We start from the raw sequence: 16,249 nt of genomic DNA, 5'->3' as shown, positions 1-16,249 counted from the left end.
GAGGAGCGTCATGGTTCATGGTATGAGCGCGCAAAAGAAGCCCGAGCTGGACGCAGGTGCCGCTCCGGAGCCCAACGCTGGTCCATGCAAGTCGAAGTCAGGCGTCCATACGCGTATTCTTGCGTTTATCACGCTGTGCGGCGTCGTGGGAGGCATTGGGTCGATCGGTCACGCTGTCTACCAAGCAGCGCGCGATTCGGTTATTGCGCCGCTCATCTTGTCGCCCGATAATGACATCGTCCTCGCCAACAAGCTCAAGATGAACGAGCTGCATGTCGAGCGCACCCGTGCGGTCGCTGAGCTCGAGAGCTGCAGCGAGGACCTCCTGGCCGCTGAGACAGCGATCGAACGCCTGGAGCAACTCCGACCGACCGTAGCCAGCGGGCGCGATTGGATTACGAAGCTGAATTCCCGCCAAGCACAGATGGTTGAAGGTGAGATCAAGGCACTGCAAAACCAGAAGCGCTTCCTCGCCGCGATGATAGAAAAGCAAACGGCGCTTACAGGCAAGGCAAAGGCCGACATGGAGGCCGGCATCATCTCGCGGACAGACTACGCAAAAGAAATGCAGACCCTCAATCAGATGAACCTCGCGCTCTTCGGGAACGAGCGCGAGAGGATACAGAGCGACGGCCTGATGTACGAGAAGCTTCTGGTGCAGAAGGCGCTCTCGGGGCACGATGGAGCGCCGGCCACGCCCGAGGCCATCCTCCGCGACGAGCAATTGGCCCGTATCGAAATGGAGCTGCTGCGGCTCGAGTCCGAGAAGCGCGCCAAGCAGGCATACGAGCGCGCCCTTACCGAACGTGTCGCGAACATCGACCAGATCGCAGCAGATCTGCGGAACCGGCCGACATTTCGGGCAACCGAGCAGAGCCTGGACGTAGCGTTCGTTCCCTATACCCAAATCGAGGGGGTCGAGCGAGGCGCGAAAATCTACTCGTGCGTCTGGGGCCTGTTCTTCTGCGAGGCGGTGGGCACGGTCGCCGAGATCGTCCCTGGTGAGGTCACGCTCCCGGATCCCTGGGGACATCAGGCGCGTGGGCAATACGCGGTGCTCAACCTGCGGGACCGTGATTCTGCCAAGGCGAAGAGCTTGCGAGTTCGTCTTGAAGGCAACGTTGGCCGCGGCCAGCATTACAATGCGACGGACACGCAGCCGCCGGATGTCGCATCCGAAGACGAGACGCCACCCGCCTCGCTACAAGTGGAGGCAAGCCAGGACGAGTCTGCGATGCCGGCAGCGCACCTGGAAGACCACTCCCGGTCGAACAATTGAACGATCCGGACCAAGGGAGGTTCAGTTATGGAATCGCTGCTGTGGAGCCTCCACGCGTGGGACGGGCTCCTCCTATCCGCGCCGCTCGTGCACTGTCTTTTTCTGTTCTCGATATTCGCCTGGGATCACTTCTACCTTCTACCCCGCCACATGTGGACTCTGGCGTTTGGCCGGATGGATCGCTGCGAACAACAGGACACGCTTCCTTCCGCGGTCCTCGTGATCCCGTCGTTGCTCCGCAAATGGGACGAGCTCGCCAGCATGCTCTGCACCGTCGAGAGCGCGCTGATGAACAGTTATCCGTCCGAATTGTTCATCGTGATCAGCATCGATGGCTATGATGACGCACCCGAGCTCTACGCCGAGCTTCGCAGCTGGGCAGAATCCCGAGAGCGCCGACCCGGCATCTGGTTGTATGTGACCGGAACCCCCGGGAGGCGTGGAAAGCCAATGGCGATCGAGCATGGGGTGAAGTTTTTGCGCGAAAGGGTCTCGAAGGGGTACCACCCGCGCTTTCCCGAGGTCTACATCAGCACTGATGCCGATGCTGATCTTGGCCCCGACGCTCTCCGGAAGCTGGTCCAGCGTTTGGTGAGACGGCATCCTTTGACCGGCTGGCCTGCTCGTGCTGTGGCTGGCAATTTTTATCTTCGTGGCAATCGCTTCTGGCAAGGATGGAGGCACTTTTTCACGGTCGAGGGCCAGCTCACGATTCAAATTGCGCGCGAGTACATGATCGCCAACGTGGCACGACACAACCTGCGGCCGATTCCACTCTGCGGCGTGCCGGGGGTCTTTTACTGCACATGGTATGACATTTTCGCAGCCGCTCCGAAGTTTCTGGCGTACATCCGCACGTTGCGATTGCGGCATTGGGTCCTCTGGTGGCTCGGCTTCCCGCTCCCAAGCTTCTCCGCGAGCACGGTGCCCGAGATTCCAGAGCTGATCGCCGGCGACACCGATGATACGGTGATGGCGTTCATGGCCATCCTTGCGACGTTCAAGAACGGCCGGTTTCACTTCGAGCCCCCTAGAACTCCGCTTCATGCCTTGTGGGCCATGCTTCGCGCTCTGTGGATCGACCGGGCATTGAAGTATGAGCCCGAGGCTCGCGTGTATACCTCTTCGCCGACCACGATCAAGAGTCTGTTCCGGCAGCGCCGCCGGTGGAACACCGCACGCATCGAGGTAACGGGGCGATTCTGGCGCGCGTTGCCATTTTACTGGACCTTGGGCCTCCCCGCGATTGTGATTCTGTTCTTGCGATTCAGATATTGGTTTTTGACCGGGTTGTTCTACCTGTATCTCCCGGCATCTTTCTTCAACCCGAGTGGACTGACGATCTTCGTCATCGGACTTTGTACATGCCAGATCGTCCTCAATAGTCTGCTCATCGCCTTTGCTCTCGTCATCAATGGTGATCTTCGTTACTGGAGATTGTTGCTGGCGATTCCGTTTTCGCCATTGCATGCATTCGTCTTCGCTTTCGTTTCCTCATTCGTGGGGGCGGTCCACGATGTGTTGTTGTTCGGCAATGTCACCGGGTTTGCGCCGGAGGCGACGCTCATCCGTGGCGGCTCGTCGCGCATAGCCCTGCTGTTCCGTGTCCGGCGTGCCTTGCAACTCTCGTTGCGTGCGATCCTTCGTGGAGATGTCCCGTTTGGAGCATTCTGGTTCGGGTGGCGAGAGACTCCCTGGACTCCCAACGGTTACGAGGGCTGGACCACGGGCAAGAAGCCGGGCTTTTTTTCAGTTTGGCACCAACCTCGACCCGGTTTTGACCCGTCGAGACCGTCATCAGGACGCGGAGCGGGGATAGGCTCGTGAAAGCCAGAGCCAGCGCCTCGGTGTTGATCTTGGCAGCCGCCTCCATATCGCTCGGTATGGTGACCGTGGTGGCTGCCGGTCGTAGGGGGCAAGGCAGCGCGCCGATCTATGGTGGTTGGATGGACAGTGCTTCACTCGAATCGATCAGCGTGGCTCAACTGCGAGCTACGAGCGGCACGATCGAAGCCCTTGACAGCTCTCACTCGGCGCTGCGCTCGCCCGCGCTGCGCGCGCTCATCGGTGGTGATTTTCGGTCCACGGTCCAGATGAACTTCGCCTATCTCGGCCCCACTCTTTACAGTGCGCCGCTCGCTTCGGGCGAAATGCGACGGCAGGTCGGCATAAAGCTCCTTGCCCAGGACACATGCAACGTGCTCTACGTGATGTGGCACATCGAGCCCGACGATGGAATCCAGGTCTCTTTGAAGGTGAACCCTGGACAGAATGCGCATGCGCAGTGCCGTGACCGAGGCTACACGAGGCTTTTGCCGACCTGGTCGCGCGCGGATATCCCTGTGATCCGCGCCGGTACGAGCCATACGTTGCTCGCTCGGCTCGATCTCGACGCGAACACACTTCACGTGGATGTAGACCATGCGGTCGTATGGATAGGGAAATTGCCAGACTCGGCACTGAAGCTAAGGGGGCCGGCTGGGATTCGGGCTGACAATGCGAGCCTCGAGGTCGAGCTGCGAGCGTCGCGTCCAGTCTTGCCGGATCAGAAGCCCTGATGGCAGGCGTGTCTTGAAGACCTCTCCGTGTCCGGCGGGGTTGCCGGACTGCGTGATTTATCGTGCGCCGCGTCGCACGCGGACGGAGCGCGCATACCCATGACGGCGCCTTGTCGGAGATATCGAGCCCCAGCAGAGCGCTGGGTCGGGAACACGTTTTGGTAACAAACCATGGATGGTATATGAGGCAACCTGCAATGCGACAATTGTTCCGTGTCCCTGTGACCGCCGTTGCTGCCTTCCTGTTGCTTGGGCGAGCCGACGCATTGGCAGAGCAGCCGGCCTACTGCCGTAAAGTGCACGCGCTGGCGGCGAGCGATGCGGCCTTGCTGATGGCACCCCAGGTTGTTGTTCAAGGGATCCGACATCCCTCGAGCAACGCGATCGACATCGGCGCGACGGCAGGAGACGGCTACCAGGTGCGGACGGCGTTGTCGTTCTCTCCGCTCGATTTCTACAAGGGGCTACGCGTGATGCGCCTCGGCGACGCGGAGTGCGACCTGCACGAATCGTCTATGAGCATTGAGGAGATCCTCGATCACGGGGCTGGCGCCGCCCGCCTCGTCGCGCTGCGCGAGCAAGAGGCCTATCTGGACGCACACGATCAGGAGTGGCGCGCGCTCATGAAGAAGGCCGAGGAGCGGTTCTCCGAGCGAGTCATCACGCTCATCGATCTCAATGAGGTGCGGAATCACGCTGACGCGCTCGAGCGCAAGCTGGCTCACGTGCGCGGCGAAGTGGCTCAGCTTGCCGCGCAGAGGCTCGGCAAGCCGCGCGGATCGCTCAGTGCGCAGGCGGCAGCGTACGCACGGAGCGCCAACCGAGTCGCACGGGAAGCGTCGTACGTTCGGTCGCTCGACGCGTGGCGCGTCCGCGTCGTCAGTGGAGTCATACCGTTCCCCAGGTCTGACTGGTATGGGCTCGCGGAGGTGAGCTTCAATATCGGCGGGATCGCGCAATCCATTCACGAGGACCGGCACCTCGGGTCGAGGGCCGAAGAGCTGCAGCATGCCTCCTACGAGGTCAACCAGCGACTGCGGCGGTTCCGTGATCAGACCCGCGCGGCGATCGAGCAGGCGCGCAACGAAGTTGAAGCCGTCGAGCGCGAGATTTCTTTCATCGTGAAGGTGCGGAGCGTTCTCGAAAGCTCGGACGCTCAAGGCATCGCGCACACCCGCGACACGCTCGCACTCCAGCAGCTGTCGGTGGATGCCGAGCGCGTGTTTCTACGCGCGCTGATAGAGGCGCTCTCGACTTACACCGAGGACCGCCCGCAGGCTGTGGAGTGAAGGCGGCCTCTTCGATGCATGGAAGAGGTGTTGTTATTGCGTCGTTCTTCCGGAGGGCCGGATCGCATTGAACAATGTTCTGTCGACCCAGGGCAGGTCCCGCAGCTGGGGGTTGACGTCTCCGAAACGTTTGGACTTCCGTCTCTGGAACGTAGCGTCAAGACAGATCCCTCCCCTCCATCCTCTCGCCGCTCTTGCACTCCCGGTCGCCGAGCCGCTCCGGCTCGGCGCGGCAACTCCTGGAGCCCCGCTCCTCGCGGCCGGCGGCGCGGCCGCGCTCCTGCCGGTGCGGGCGGCACGCTCGCCCCTGGAGAACAGCGCACCCGGGCGGGCGAGGGCGAGGTCCGCGGCTGTGTCCGGGCGGTCGTCAGCGCACCTCGGCGGCGGCGCCGCGGATGAGCTGCAGGAGGTCGCGCCGCATCTCGGCGCTCACCGTGTGGCCGACGCCAGGGTAGCTCGCCAGCCTCACCTTGACGCCGCGCCCCTCGAGCGCCGCGATCGCGTCGCGCGTCGGGCCGATCGGGACGCGCCGGTCGTCCTCGCCGTGCAGCGCGACGAGCGTCGGAGGCGCCGGAGCCGCCGCGCCTGCGCCGTGCAGCACCGCCGGGGGGACCCAGCCGCCCATGGGGAAGGCGGCGCCGACAACGCGCGGGTGGTGAAGAGCGAGCGCAAACGTGAGCGCGCCGCCCTGGGAAAAGCCGGTCACGATGGCCATTCCCCGCGTCGGCCGCTCGGCGGCGACCCGCTCGATCGTCGCCGCGAGCGCGGCGGCCGCGCGCAAGATGCCCTGTCCCACCTCCTCGCTCGCGAGCGCCTGCTGGAGCGGAAACCACGAGTAGCCGCCCCCGTACGGCGTGAGCCCGCGCGGCACGATGAGGCGCACCTTGACGTCGGCGCCCGACAGCAGACCCGCGAACGACTCGGGCCTGTCGCCGAGCCCGTGAATCGCGACGACGAGGGGGAGCGCCTCGTTCCGGTCCGCGCCGCCCGTGATCTCTTCGAGGTACTCGACCGCGGCGGCGGGGACCGCCGCGCTCGCGGCTGGCGCGGCGGGAGGCGCCTGCTGCTCGGTGCCCGCAGCGCCGCCCCCGGGCGGGGCTGCCCGTCGCTCGCACGCGGCGAGCGAGACGAGCGACGCGAGCGCCAGCGCAGACCAGGCGTGGCAGCGGCGGAGGCGAGAGGGGCGCATCGAGCAGATGCTTGCTGAACCCGCTGCTCGGCAGCAACAGCGAACTTCCCGCGGCGGCGACACCGCACCGCCTCGTCAGGAGTGGCCAGCCATCGAGATCTCCTGCCATGGCCGGCATGCATGGGAGATCACACACACACGAGCGAGGGTTTGGGTGCCGTTGTATTTGTCTGCTCCAGGACGATCGCCGCGCGTCTGCCCACCGACCAAGATTTTTTTGGGTTGTTAGTAAAGTGTATTTCCTACATAACTGGATCTAGCTGCTTGGCTTAGAGCGACGAAACCTCTTGTCGCCAGGCAGCCGATGGTCGGCGCGTCGCGTCGTTGCTCCGTGTCGCCCCGCTTCCGCAGGGCGCCTCGTCGCACCTGTCGCTGCGCCCACCCTCGGCTGCCTGGCGAGGTCCGGATTGGTTCGGAGCCTTGCTTCAGGAGAGCTCGGCCACCTCACTGGCTTATCGATTGACCACCTCCTCGCGGTGGCGGCGGCCAAGGTGTGTCTCCTGCGTACACAGTCGATCTGCTTGTCAGGAGAGCTCGATGATCTCACCGGCCTATCGATTGACTACCTCCTCGCGATGGCGGCGGCTGCTCGGCGCGCAGCTGAGCGTCGCCGCGCTCCTGATCTCGGGATGTACGGGCGCCGCGGGCGATCCGGGAGGGGGCGACGGGGATGGTGTCATTCCCGGCGGGCCGACTGGGCCAGAGGTCGCCGAGCGCAGCATGTTTCCGCGGCTGACCCACGCGCAGTGGGAGAACACGGTGCGCGACCTCCTGCGCCTCGACGACCGGCCTGGCCTCTCGGCGTCGTTCACGAGCGACCCGCTCGGCGGCGTGTTCGACAACAACGAGGCTGCGCTCCTGGTGACGCCGGGCCTCTGGGGCGATTACCAGCGCGCCGCCGAGGAGCTCGCGGCGATGGTGACCGCCGACCAGGGCAAGCTCGGTCGGATCGCGCCCGCGGACCTGCCGGACGCGCCGGAGGCGCGGGCGCAGGCGTTCGTCGAGCGGTTCGGTGAGCGGGCGTTCCGGCGCCCGCTCACGGACGAGGAGCGGGACGCATACGTCGCGCTGTTCCACCGCGGCGAGGAGCTCTTCGAGGGCGAAGACCCGTTCGCCGCGGGCGTCCGCGCGGCGCTCGAGGCGTTTCTGCAGTCCCCTCATTTCATCTACCGCGTCGAGATCGGCGCCGGGCCGGCGGAGGGCGGGCTCATCCCGCTCGGCGGACACGAGATCGCGACCAGGCTCGCCTATACCCTGTGGAACACGATGCCCTCCGACGCGCTCCTCGAGGCGGCGAAGGCGGGCGAGCTCTCGACCCGCGAGGCCGTCCGCGCCTACGCCGGGGGGATGCTCGACGACCTGCGCGCCCGCGAGGTCGTCGGCGCGTTCCACCGGCAGCTCTACGATTACGAGCAGTACCACGACCTCAACAAGGATCAGGCGCTCTACCCCGAGTTCGTCCCCGAGATGGGCGACGACATGCAGCGCGAGGCGGAGCTCTTCGTGGATCACGTCGTCTTCGACGAGGAGGGCGGGCTCACCGACCTGCTCACCGCGCGCACCGCGTTCGTGAACGATCACCTCGCCGCGGTCTACGGCGTCGAGGGTGACTTCTCGGGCGAGTTCAAGCGGGTGGAGCTCGACGAAGGGGAGCGCTCGGGGCTGCTCACGCGCCTCGGCTTCCTCGCGGCCAAGGCGACGGCGCGGCAGCCGGACTCGATCCACCGCGGCGTCTTCGTGAACCTCAGGATCCTCTGCGCCACGCTGCCGCCGCCGCCCGACGACGCGACCTCGCTGCCGCCGGGCGAGCTCGCGACCAACCGCGAGCGCGTCGAGGCGCACACGGGCAAGGGGACGTGCGGCGCGTCGTGCCACGGGCTGCTCATCAACCCCGCCGGGTTCGCCTTCGAGCACTACGACGCGATCGGCAAGTACCGCGCGACCGACAACGGCGCGCCCGTCAACTCCGCGGACGCCTACACGCTCGGCGGCCAGCCGAGGAGCTACGCGGATGCGGTCGAGTTCAGCCAGCTCCTCGCCGAGAGCAGCGAGGCGCACGGGTGCTACGCGGAGCGCTGGCTCGAGTTCGCCCACGGCCGCGGCGCGCGCGCGGAGGACCGGGCGCTCGTCGAGGAGCTCGGCGAAGCGTCGCGCGGCGGCGCCTCGACCAAGGAGCTCATCGTCCGGATCGTCTCCTCCACTCCCTTCCTCGCTCGCGTTCCCGCGGAGGCGCCATGATCACCCGACGACGTGTGCTTCGAGGCCTGTTCGGCGTCACGGTGGCGCTCCCGTTCCTGGAGACGTTCGCGCCGCGCCGCGCCGCGGCCGGCACGGGGGACGTGCCGCCCTTCGCGATCTTCATGCGCCAGGCCAACGGCGTCGCGCAGCAGGTAGGCGATGAGCCGGAGATGTTCTGGCCCAGCGCGCCGGGCCCGCTGACCGCCGAGTCGATGGCCGCGGACGCCGATCGGGCGGTCAGCGAGCTCAAGGACTACGCGAGCCAGCTGATCCTGGTGCGCGGCGTCCGCTTCGCGTTCCCGGGCAACGGGTGCGGCCACTCCGGCGGCGGCAACCAGTGCCTGACGGCCGCGCAGGTGTCGGAGGATCCGGCGGGCAACGAGTCGCTGGCGATGGGCGAATCGATCGACAACCGCATCGCGACCGAGCTCAACCCGGCGGGCGTCGAGCCGCTGACGCTCTACGCGGGCAGGAAGGCCGGTTACATCAACGAGGTGCTCTCGTACCGCGGGCCGAAGCAGCTGCGCGCCGCCGAGCGCGACCCGTACAAGGCGTACCAGAAGCTCTTCGGGCTCGCCGAGGTGGACGCCGCTGCCGCGAAGGCGCTGGCCGCGCGCCGCGCCAGCGTGAACGACCTGGTCCGGGAGCAGATGCAGGCGCTCATGCGCCGGAAGGACCTCAGCCAGGGCGATCGCGAGCGGCTGGAGCTCCACTTCGACAGCATCCGCGACCTCGAGGTCGGGCTCGCCTGCGCGCTCCCGCCGGAGCGGGTCGCGGAGATGGAGGCGATCTCTCCGGACGTCGGCAGCTACGACAACGTGGAGACCGTCGCCCGCATGCAGATGGACATCATCGCGCTCGCGATGGCGTGCGGCGCGACGCGCGCGGCGACCCTGCAGGTCGGCGACGGCAACGACTCGACCGAGTACACGATCCACGGCGTGCGGCAGAAGAGCTACCACAAGATCTCTCACCGCATCGACGGCGACGGCGAGGTCGGCCCGCCGATCGAGGGCGCGCAGGAGCTGCACCACCAGATCGACCGCATCCACGCGCGGATCTTCAAGCACCTGCTCGACAGGCTCGCGTCGTACGAGATCGGCTCGGGGACGCTCCTCGACCGCGGCGTGGCCGTGTGGCTCAACGACAATGCCGACAAGTACCACTCCTACTCCAGGGTCCCGTACCTCCTCGCCGGCGGCGCCGCGGGTTACCTGAAGACCGGCCAGTTCATCGACCAGCGGGTCACCAACAACAAGCTGCTCAACACGATCGGCGCGGCCGTCGGCTGCACGAACGGCCAGGGCGGTCCGCTCGACGACTTCGGCGACGAGAGCCTCGAAGGCGGGCTCGTCGACACGATCGTCGCCTGAGAGAGGAGCTCGCCCGCTGCGGATACGGGCCCACCTCGACGTTTTCGGTGCTCAGCGTACATGAGTACGCCTCCGCGCCGAAAACGCCGATCTGGGCCCGTCTCCTGTGCGGGCGAGCTCCGCCAACGCTCGGGTGTGTCGGGTCGGGGACGGGGCGGGGAGGGGCGGGTCAGCCGAGGAGCTCTACCGCGACCTCGATGGTGGCCTTCTCGCCGCTCGGGCCGCGGAGCACGTCGACCTTCACCTTGTCGCCCGGCTTCTTGCCGTCGAGCGCCTGGTACAGCCCGTCGTAGTCCGTGACGGGCGTGCCGTCGATCCCGACGATCACGTCGCCCAGGACGAGCCCGCGGTCGCCCTCGGAGAGGCCGCGCATGCCCGCCTTGTCGGCCGGGCCGCCCGGGACGACGGTCATGATGATGAGGCCGCGGATGCCGTTGCGCCGCTCGAGGCGGCGGGACTGATCGAGCTGGATGCCGAGGCCGACCTGCTCGGCCTTCCCGGTCCGGATGATCTGCGGGACGATCCGCGCGATCGTCGTCGACGGCACGGCGAAGCCGATACCGGCGGAGCTGCCGCTCTTCGAGAAGATCATCGTGTTCATCCCGATGAGGTGCCCGCTCGAGTCGAGCAGCGGGCCGCCGGAGTTGCCGGGGTTGATCGCGGCGTCCGTCTGGATCATGTCGCGGATGGTCACCTCGCCCACGCCCTGGACCTGGCGGCCGAGCGCGCTGATGATGCCGGTCGTCAGCGTGTGATCGAGGCCGAACGGGTTGCCGATCGCGATCGCCTTCTGCCCGACCTCGAGCGGCTCGCGCAGGGGCGCGACCTGGATCGGCTTCAGCATGTCCTTGGGGGCGTCGATCTTGATGACCGCGATGTCCTTGCGCGGCTCGACGCCGACGAGCTTCGCCGGGAACGTCTTCTCCCCCTGAAGCCGGACGACGAGCGACTGCGCGCCGGCCACGACGTGGTAGTTCGTGACGATGTGCCCGTCGGCGTCCCAGACGAAGCCCGAGCCCGAGCCCGCGGGCACCTCGACGGCCGTCCCCCAGAAGCGGTCCACCACGAGCCGCTGCTGCGTCACGAACACCGTCGAGGGCGCGACGTCGCGGAACACGGCGATCGAGTTGCGCTCGTCCTCGATGAGCGCGCCCTTCGAGGGCGGGACGGGCGGCGGCGTCGTGTCGATCGTCGCCGACGTCGCCGGCGCGTCGGGGACCTTCGTCGCGTCGGGCGACGGGCCGCTGGGGCTGGGCTTCCCCTTGCATCCGGCGGAGGCGGCGAGCGCGGCGACGACGAGGACGGCAGGGAGTCGAGCGTGGCTGCGGTGGCGCATGCGGCGCAATCTAGCTTGCTATCGGCAAGGCGTCTCCCCTGCGGCGCGCGGCGGGGTGGCGTGGCGGCGCGGCAGTCTGCCGCGCGCAACGAATGCGCGGAACCCATGCGCGGAACCGACGCGCAGGACGGTCGCGCTCCGGCATCGGCGCGCGTCCGCGTCGGATCGGATCCTGGGATGCAAAAGGGCGAAGTTGCGGTAGAGGTGGCCTTGACGGATGAAGCCCATGACGCCCTCAGCAACGAAATTTCAGACGACCCCCCCTGTCGCGAAGGAGCCCGTCAAGGTGCTCCTGCTCGAGAACATCCACCAGAGCGCGCACGAGCTGTTCCGGTCGCGATCGTTCGAGATCGAGACGCGGAGCTCCGCGCTGAAGGAAGACGAGCTCATCGCCGCGCTCGCGGGCGTGGACATGCTCGGCATCCGGAGCAAGACGCACGTCACCGCGCGCGTGCTGGAGAAGGCGGACAAGCTGCTCTCCATCGGGTGCTTCTGCATCGGCACGAACCAGGTCGACCTCGATGCGGCGAACCGGCGCGGGGTGCCGGTGTTCAACGCGCCGTTCAGCAACACGCGCAGCGTCGCCGAGATGATCATCGGCGAGTCCATCATGCTGGCCCGGCAGCTCGGGGACAGGTCGCGCGAGGTGCACGCGGGCACCTGGAAGAAGGTCTCGAAGGCCTGCTACGAGATCCGCGGCAAGACCATCGGCCTCATCGGCTACGGCCACATCGGCCAGCAGCTCGGGGTGCTCGCCGAGGCGATGGGGATGCGCGTGGTCTACTACGACATCGCCCAGAAGCTGCCGATGGGCAACAACCGCGCGCTGCCGACGCTGGAGGCGCTGCTCGCCGAGTCGGATTTCGTCTCGCTCCACGTGCCGGCCACGCCGGAGACGCACAACATGATCGGCGCCGCCGAGCTCGCGCACATGCGCAAGGGCGCGTACCTGCTCAACGCGAGCCGCGGCTCGGTCGTCGTGATCCCGGCGCTGGCCGAGGCGCTGAAGAGCGGCCACCTCGCGGGTGCGGCGATCGACGTCTACCCGGAGGAGCCGGAGTCGAACTCTGACGGCTTCCTGACCGAGCTGCAGAAGCTCCCGAACGTGATCCTGACGCCGCACATCGGCGGCTCGACCGAGGAGGCGCAGGAGGCGATCGGCCGCGAGGTGTCGCGCGCGCTGACGCAGCTCGTGACCACCGGGGCGACGACGGGCGCGGTGAACTTCCCGAACGTCGAGCTCCCGCCGCTCAAGGCCACGCACCGCATCCTCAACGTCCACCGCAACGTGCCTGGCGTGCTCCGCGACGTGAACCGCATCGTGTCGGACGTGAACGCCAACATCGACAGCCAGGTCCTGTCGACGGACGCCAACATCGGTTACCTGATCATGGACCTGTCGCAGGACGTGTCCGCCGAGGTGAGCCGGCGCATCGGGGCGCTGGAGACGAGCCTCCGCACCCGCGTGCTCTACTGAACGTGCGCCGAGCCGGGGCGCCGCCGCGCCCCGGCCCGAGTCCCCGGCCCCGAGAGGTGCCCCGCCTTGTCGCCACCGTTCACGATCCAGCCGGGGCCGCGGCCGCAGATCCGGATCGAGGAGGTCGCCAAGCGCGCTCGCGTCTCGCCCGCGACCGTCAGCCGCGTGGTGAACGGCAGGGGCAAGTACAGCGCGGAGACCCGGGAGCGCGTGCTGGCCGTGATCGACGAGCTCGGCTACGTGCCGAACACCGCCGCCAGGAGCCTCGCGCAGGGGAAGACGGGCGTCCTCGGCCTGCTCCTGCCGAACATCAGCACCGAGTTCATCTCCAGCCTCGTGCGGGCCATCGCCGCCTCGGCGGCCGAGGCCGGCTACGACGTGCTGCTCTCCGTGAGGCCGGAGGCGCCGGCGCGGCGCCTCGTCGGGCGGCACAACACGGACGGGGTGCTGATCTTCGGCCACTACGTCCACGAGGCCGATCTCCAGCAGCTGGTCCACCAGAAGTGCCCGGCGGTGCTCATGTACCAGTCGTCGCCCGCGGACGTCCCGCTGCCCAGCGTGATCATCAAGAACGCCTCCGGCGCGCGCGCCATCGTGGGGCACCTGATCGAGGCGCACGCCCGGCGCCGGATCGCCTTCCTCCACGGTGTCTCCGAGAGCGAGGACTCGACGACGCGCGCGGAGGGGTACCGGGAGGCGCTGGCCGAGCACGGCATCGCCGTGGATCCGCGCCTGATGCGCCGCGGCTTCGATGCGCGGGAGGCGCGGGCCGCGACGCTCGCGTGGGTGCGCGAGGGGGCCGACTTCGACGCGATCTTCGCGTGGTGCGACCACGCCGCGGCGGGCGCGATGGAGGCGCTGCGCGCCGCGGGCAAGCGCGTGCCCGTGGAGGTCTCCGTCGTCGGCTTCGACGACGCGCCGTCGGCGCGCCACCTCGAGCCCGCGCTCACGACGGTGCGCGCGCCGACGGACGGGGTGGGCTACCGCGCGGTGCAGGCGCTGGTGGACCTCATCCAGACGGGCAAGGCCGAGCGGAGGATTGAGCTGCCGACGGAGCTGATCGTCCGGCGGTCGTGCGGCTGCGATCTCTGAACCCGGCGAGGATCCGCGATCGGGCGCCTCCTCGTATGCCGCCGCGAGCTGGCGAGTCTGCGCGGCGAGCGGGGCTGTTTCTACGTCGATCGCCGCGCGACGGGGAGAGCGCTATTCATTCCAGACCGGGACGCTGACGCGCTCTCCGGCGCTGCGCCGCGCGGCCGGGTCGTCGCCCGCGAAGACGACGGTGAACACGACGAACGCGGCCCACAGCGCCGCGAGGTGGTAGATCATCGCGATGCCGCCCGCGGCCTGGTAGATGGCGCTCGACGCCGGAGGGCCGAGGAGCATCCCGGCGGCGTAGAAGACGTTGTAGAGCGAGTTCGCGCGGCTGTAGTCGCGCGGCGCGGTGACGACGCCCTGGAGCGCCAGGCTGAGCGGCGATATCGACGCGAGCGTCGCCCCCGCGACGAACACGGCCACGCACATCGCGTCGTAACGATCGAGGTACACGAAGCCGAGGATCATCAGCGTGCCGATCGTGCCGAGCGCGCGCATGAGCAGGAGGTGGCCGCGGCGGTCGCCGATCCGGCCAAAGACGTTGGTGAAGAGGAGCATGCCCACCGCGAAGTAGGCGGGGATCTGGATCGTCTGATCGCGCGTGACCCCCTTTTCCGCCATCAGGTAGAGCGGGAGGAACAGCACGACCGACGCCTGGAAATAGCCGTAGGCGAAGGTCGCGAAGCACGCGGTCTTGATGCGCGAGAGGATCGAGGCGGAGGACGCCGAGGGCTCCGCACCGCTCGCCGCGCCGGCCTTCCCGTGGGCCTCGGACATGCCCGGCAGGTGGCGGTCGAGGCGCGCGAGCACGAGGACGGCCGAGAGCAGCGAGATCACGCACGAGAGGAGGAACGCCGCGGGCATCGAGGAGAGCGCGACGATGTGCGGCGCGCAGAGCGGCCCGAGGACGTAGCCGAGCGCCATCGAGACGGCGTAGAGGCTCGTGACGAACGCCTTGTTGTCCTTGTCCGACCGGGCGAGCAGGATCGTCTCGCAGCTCACCCAGATGCCGACCGAGCAGGCCCCGTCGAGGAAACGCACCGCGGCGATGGCGGCGAAGCTCGGCAGGAAGGGGAAGGCGCCGACCGCCGCCGCGTACCCGACCAGCGCGAGCACCAGCGTGGCCTTCGCCGAGAACCGGCGGATGAGCGTGTCCATCGGCAGCGAGAGCAGGACGATGCCGAGCGCGAAGCACGACGCGAGCAGGCCGATGTCGGTCTTGGTGAACCCGCGCGCATCGAGGAAGACCGCCGTGAGCGAGATGGCGATGCCGTACGCGAGACCGAGGAGGAAGATCGCGCCAAAGACGAGCCAGATGTTGCGATCAGGGATGCGGCGGAGCATGAGCGCCCGCCAGGTTCGATCGGTCGCTCCGCCGTGTCAAACGGGTACGTGCGTCAGGAAACGCGCCTCGCCGGCGGTCGCGCCGCGCACGCCCGCGAGCGCCTCGCGGCCGCGCTGCAGCGAGGGCGTCAGCGCAGGAACTCGAGGAGGAGCTGATTGACCTTCTCCGGCCTGTCGTAATGCACGAAGTGGCTCGCGTCGGGGATGCGGGCGACTCGGGCGTTCGGGACCAGCGCCGGATCCGGCGCGGCGAGCTCGGAGCCGAGATAGCGATCGTGCTCGCCCCAGATCACCTGCACCGGGAGGTCGATGCGGGGCGGCCTGCCGAGCTCGCCAAGGCTGCCCGGGCGGAAGAGGGCCCGGTAGTAGTTGATCATCGCCGTGAGCGCGCCCGGCTGCGACCACGCCTTCACGTAATGGGCGAGATCCTCGTCGCTCACCGCCCCCGGGCGCCGCGGGTCGTCCTTCACCGACGCGCGGAGCCACGCAAAATCGTCCTTCCGCGCGGCGAGCTCCGGGAGCTTCGGGAGCTGGAAGAAGAACATGTACCAGCTCCTGCGGAGCTGCCGCGCCGTGCGGAACCCGGCGAACAGCCGCTCGGGGTGCGGGCAGTTGAGGACGACCAGCCGCTCGAGGAGCGCCGGATACCGCGCCGCGAACCCCCAGGCGACGCCGCCGCCCCAGTCGTGGCCGACCACCGCGGCGGCGCGCTCCGCCCCAGAAGCCTGGATCAGCGCGGCCACGTCCGCGGTGAGCTCGGCGATCGCGTACGCGGCGACGCCCTCGGGCTTGTCCGAGAGGTTGTAGCCGCGCATGTCGGGCGCGATCACGCGGTAACCCGCCTCGACCAGCGCGGGTATCTGGTGGCGCCACGAGTACCAGATCTCGGGAAAGCCGTGGAGGAGCACGACGAGCGGCCCGTCGCCCGCCTCGACGTAGTGGAGGCGCACGCCGCCGTGCTCGGTGAACCGGTGCGAGAGCTTGGATTCGTCGAGGGTCATCGTCTCTCCTTGCGCTGATTCCGTCGAATGGCCGCCGGCGCTCTGCCGCGCGGTCACGGGTTGAATCGCT

The 16,249-nt window shown here is 67.8% G+C and carries 12 protein-coding genes; 8 read left to right on the top strand and 4 right to left on the bottom strand.

Features of this window, described 5'->3' with window-relative positions; translation table 11 throughout:
• Positions 1-22 precede the first annotated feature (22 nt).
• The 4 genes from WMF39_RS22790 (at position 23) to WMF39_RS22775 (ending at position 5,126) form a co-directional block, all read left to right on the top strand.
• The gene (locus tag WMF39_RS22790) at positions 23-1,279 is read left to right on the top strand and encodes a hypothetical protein (protein WP_437747564.1); all 1,257 of its coding nucleotides are present in this window, start codon (positions 23-25) and stop codon (positions 1,277-1,279) included.
• 27 nt (positions 1,280-1,306) lie between these two features.
• The gene (locus WMF39_RS22785; protein WP_437747563.1) at positions 1,307-3,106 is read left to right on the top strand and encodes a hypothetical protein; all 1,800 of its coding nucleotides are present in this window, start codon (positions 1,307-1,309) and stop codon (positions 3,104-3,106) included.
• Positions 3,103-3,837, top strand: coding sequence for a hypothetical protein (locus WMF39_RS22780; protein WP_437747562.1), 735 nt, complete (start codon positions 3,103-3,105; stop codon positions 3,835-3,837). Before WMF39_RS22785 ends, WMF39_RS22780 begins: the two co-directional genes overlap by 4 nt.
• 197 nt (positions 3,838-4,034) lie before the next feature.
• A complete protein-coding gene (locus tag WMF39_RS22775; protein WP_437747561.1) occupies positions 4,035-5,126 on the top strand; it encodes a hypothetical protein in 1,092 nt (363 codons plus the stop codon).
• 367 nt (positions 5,127-5,493) lie between these two features.
• On the opposite strand, the gene WMF39_RS22770 is transcribed toward WMF39_RS22775, so the two are convergent.
• Positions 5,494-6,315 carry an alpha/beta hydrolase gene (locus WMF39_RS22770; protein ID WP_437747560.1) on the bottom strand — a complete coding sequence of 274 codons (822 nt, stop codon included), beginning with the start codon at positions 6,313-6,315 and terminating at the stop codon, positions 5,494-5,496.
• 537 nt (positions 6,316-6,852) lie between these two features.
• On the opposite strand from WMF39_RS22770, the gene WMF39_RS22765 reads away from it, so the two are divergent.
• Both WMF39_RS22765 and WMF39_RS22760 read left to right on the top strand, forming a co-directional pair.
• Positions 6,853-8,553 carry a DUF1592 domain-containing protein gene (locus tag WMF39_RS22765; protein ID WP_437747559.1) on the top strand — a complete coding sequence of 567 codons (1,701 nt, stop codon included), beginning with the start codon at positions 6,853-6,855 and terminating at the stop codon, positions 8,551-8,553.
• Entirely contained in the window at positions 8,550-9,926 is a 1,377-nt protein-coding gene (locus tag WMF39_RS22760; protein WP_437747558.1) for a DUF1552 domain-containing protein, read from the top strand. The genes WMF39_RS22765 and WMF39_RS22760 overlap by 4 nt, the downstream gene beginning before the upstream one ends.
• A 169-nt stretch (positions 9,927-10,095) precedes the next feature.
• Here WMF39_RS22760 and WMF39_RS22755 read toward each other — a convergent pair whose 3' ends face one another.
• Complete coding sequence (locus WMF39_RS22755; protein WP_437747557.1) at positions 10,096-11,262, bottom strand: S1C family serine protease; 1,167 nt, start codon at positions 11,260-11,262, stop codon at positions 10,096-10,098.
• 217 nt (positions 11,263-11,479) lie between these two features.
• On the opposite strand from WMF39_RS22755, the gene serA reads away from it, so the two are divergent.
• On the top strand, positions 11,480-12,739 hold the full coding sequence (gene serA / locus WMF39_RS22750) for a phosphoglycerate dehydrogenase (protein ID WP_437747556.1): 1,260 nt from the start codon (positions 11,480-11,482) through the stop codon (positions 12,737-12,739).
• Positions 12,740-12,805: 66 nt separating this feature from the next.
• Complete coding sequence (locus WMF39_RS22745; RefSeq protein ID WP_437747555.1) at positions 12,806-13,831, top strand: LacI family DNA-binding transcriptional regulator; 1,026 nt, start codon at positions 12,806-12,808, stop codon at positions 13,829-13,831.
• A 111-nt stretch (positions 13,832-13,942) separates the two neighbouring features.
• On the opposite strand, the gene WMF39_RS22740 is transcribed toward WMF39_RS22745, so the two are convergent.
• Positions 13,943-15,178, bottom strand: coding sequence for an MFS transporter (locus WMF39_RS22740; RefSeq protein WP_437747554.1), 1,236 nt, complete (start codon positions 15,176-15,178; stop codon positions 13,943-13,945).
• 128 nt (positions 15,179-15,306) lie between these two features.
• Entirely contained in the window at positions 15,307-16,179 is an 873-nt protein-coding gene (locus WMF39_RS22735; protein WP_437747553.1) for an alpha/beta fold hydrolase, read from the bottom strand.
• Positions 16,180-16,249: the final 70 nt, after the last annotated feature.

This window comes from Sorangium sp. So ce1504, from assembly GCF_051521635.1.
GTDB lineage: Bacteria > Myxococcota_A > Polyangia > Polyangiales > Polyangiaceae > Sorangium > Sorangium cellulosum_B.
Note: the sequence above shows the minus strand (reverse complement) of the source record. Positions and strands in the feature narration are given on the sequence as shown.

What these genes read in the sequence shown, in the direction of transcription:
- WMF39_RS22790 (WP_437747564.1), top strand. Translation starts at nt 23, where the DNA reads ATGAGCGCGCAAAAGAAGCCCGAGCTGGACGCAGGTGCCGCTCCGGAG.
- WMF39_RS22785 (WP_437747563.1), top strand. Translation starts at nt 1,307, where the DNA reads ATGGAATCGCTGCTGTGGAGCCTCCACGCGTGGGACGGGCTCCTCCTA.
- WMF39_RS22775 (WP_437747561.1), top strand. Translation starts at nt 4,035, where the DNA reads ATGCGACAATTGTTCCGTGTCCCTGTGACCGCCGTTGCTGCCTTCCTG.
- WMF39_RS22770 (WP_437747560.1), bottom strand. Translation starts at nt 6,315, where the DNA reads ATGCGCCCCTCTCGCCTCCGCCGCTGCCACGCCTGGTCTGCGCTGGCG.
- WMF39_RS22765 (WP_437747559.1), top strand. Translation starts at nt 6,853, where the DNA reads ATGATCTCACCGGCCTATCGATTGACTACCTCCTCGCGATGGCGGCGG.
- WMF39_RS22760 (WP_437747558.1), top strand. Translation starts at nt 8,550, where the DNA reads ATGATCACCCGACGACGTGTGCTTCGAGGCCTGTTCGGCGTCACGGTG.
- WMF39_RS22755 (WP_437747557.1), bottom strand. Translation starts at nt 11,262, where the DNA reads ATGCGCCACCGCAGCCACGCTCGACTCCCTGCCGTCCTCGTCGTCGCC.
- serA (WP_437747556.1), top strand. Translation starts at nt 11,480, where the DNA reads ATGAAGCCCATGACGCCCTCAGCAACGAAATTTCAGACGACCCCCCCT.
- WMF39_RS22740 (WP_437747554.1), bottom strand. Translation starts at nt 15,178, where the DNA reads ATGCTCCGCCGCATCCCTGATCGCAACATCTGGCTCGTCTTTGGCGCG.
- WMF39_RS22735 (WP_437747553.1), bottom strand. Translation starts at nt 16,179, where the DNA reads ATGACCCTCGACGAATCCAAGCTCTCGCACCGGTTCACCGAGCACGGC.